This window comes from Lentilactobacillus farraginis DSM 18382 = JCM 14108 (assembly GCF_000583655.1).
Lineage (GTDB): Bacteria > Bacillota > Bacilli > Lactobacillales > Lactobacillaceae > Lentilactobacillus > Lentilactobacillus farraginis.
In genome coordinates, this window is the sequence record NZ_BAKI01000094.1 from 1 (window position 1) to 2,028 (window position 2,028).

The 2,028-nt window shown below is 33.3% G+C and carries 1 protein-coding gene; it reads right to left on the reverse strand.

Annotation, left to right across the window (positions count from 1 at the left end; genetic code table 11):
* Positions 1-1,098: 1,098 nt before the first annotated feature.
* The gene (locus JCM14108_RS13755; protein ID WP_035181529.1) at positions 1,099-1,455 is read right to left on the reverse strand and encodes a hypothetical protein; all 357 of its coding nucleotides are present in this window, start codon (positions 1,453-1,455) and stop codon (positions 1,099-1,101) included.
* Between the last annotated feature and the right edge of the window lie 573 nt (positions 1,456-2,028).

Sequence of the window (2,028 nt, forward strand, 5' to 3'; positions counted from 1 at the left end):
TTAGAAATATTTGCTTAGAAACAGATAAATAAATGTAAAAAGGATAATAATATCAGCAACTATTGCGATTGGATACTTTCCTTTTATCACACGAACTAAATCAAAACACATATATGTTATGATGATGCAAAAGAAAGGTACATAGAATTGCGGAATAAATAAATACAAAACAAAAAGAATAAATGCAATTCTTCCCTTCCAATTTTCAAACCATCTTTGTAATTTTTTGATAATTTGCACCACCAGCTTTATTGAAATTTACATATGGGTAAACATTACCAGAACATCCATCACGGCTTTTTCAGATAGCCGCGTTAAAGGCTGCGACCGTCAAGTTCAACTGATCCAATTTCGCTCATTAAGGTTGAGCCACCCTTATTCAAGCCTGATATGTAAATATTCAGGACTTTTTTTTACCCTTTAATTATCTAGTCATCAAAGATTGTCTGACGATAGGAGCCGTATTTAACATTTCCAGAACAATTCTTAAAAATAATAACTTTTTTGAACTCGCCTCATTAAATTTTTCTCTCTGCGCTGCCTAATATGTCAATGATAAAAAAATATAAAGGCCAAAAAATGTTGTGGCTATCATAATTCTTATGATTCTTTTTACTTTTATAAGCGCCCCATTCAATCTTTAGGAGAATGTTTTCTTAACCAAGACTGGGTGAGCCCAATCACAAGCCCAATAAAGATGAGTATGAAGCCTAAAATATCAGGAAGATCGAATGTTACTTGTCGTTATAACCAATTGCAAGCATACCAAGTATTGAAGGTATTACATATCCCCACTTACCCATGAAGAAATCCCGCATTTTTATCATTCCGTTTCTCATCAATAAATAATTTGTATATACGCTTTAAAATTTCCTTTATCTGAAAAAATTTTAAGTATATCACTTACTCTTAATGGTTTTGAGGTTACTGTGCACAATTTTTGTGTATATGAAAACAAGAAATGTGTGAAATGAAGCGGTCCTACTAATAATTAAGTTGATAGAACCATTTTTTAGTTTCCCTTCATGAGCCAATCCTTCCAGAACTTTTTCTCAGCAGTCCAAATTCACTGAAGAAATAACAACTGTTTATTAGGCTTCAATAAATTGGTGTAGGAACGGCCACGTGAAATATCAGAAAGGTGTAAACTTTAAAATATTGTATTCTATTTATATCATATGTATATGCTTGCTTTTCTGGAAGAGCATATACCTTAGATCTCATAGAATAGCTAAATTCTTTATTGTAACTTGGGCTACTTTTAACAGCTTTTATTGGATTTGCTCCCGTTAACACCATCGTCATTTTAACGGCAGTCTTCGCAGATATCGAAAGCAATAACAGGATCAAGATAATAACACCAATTATCTTTGCAAAAAGGTTTCCAATTTTTTTTAATTTATCATCCTCAGGAACGCCATTAAAAGTTTTTACAACTGACCCTTTTCCTTTCATTTACCATTACATCCCCATTTTTATAACTCGATATTTACGAACCTTCATTATATTGTGTGCCCAAGTTCTAGTATTAAAAAATTAGAGCTTACGCCACCAAAAGAGCAGCCCCCCTCACGGCAGCCAAGTAAACTTAACGACTATCGAAAAACAATTGAGGAAAGAGTTCTTGAAGGGTGTTCGGCAACGGCAATTTATTACTTTATCAAGGAGCATGGTTGTCAAAGGAGGCAAAGTATTCTCAGAAACTATTGTCGAAGCCTTAAGAAAGCTGCAATAAAAAAGGTCACCATCCGAAGATCATTAATCTTTAAGAGATAATTTCGTAAAATTTGTGTTAATACTGGTTAACCACTATTTCTCAAAGAATCCCAGATGACTAAACATAAAATACATAAAGTAACAATCAAAGGAAGATAAAACGAGCTGAAAAACACATTGAAGTTGGGGTACGCCAGGTTTGCTATTATTAACATGTAGATTATCATTGCTGCAACGACTATCCAATTATTCAACCTAGAGATCCATAAAGTTGCAATGCAGAAAAGGCACAGAAAAAAGCCAAAATCTGTT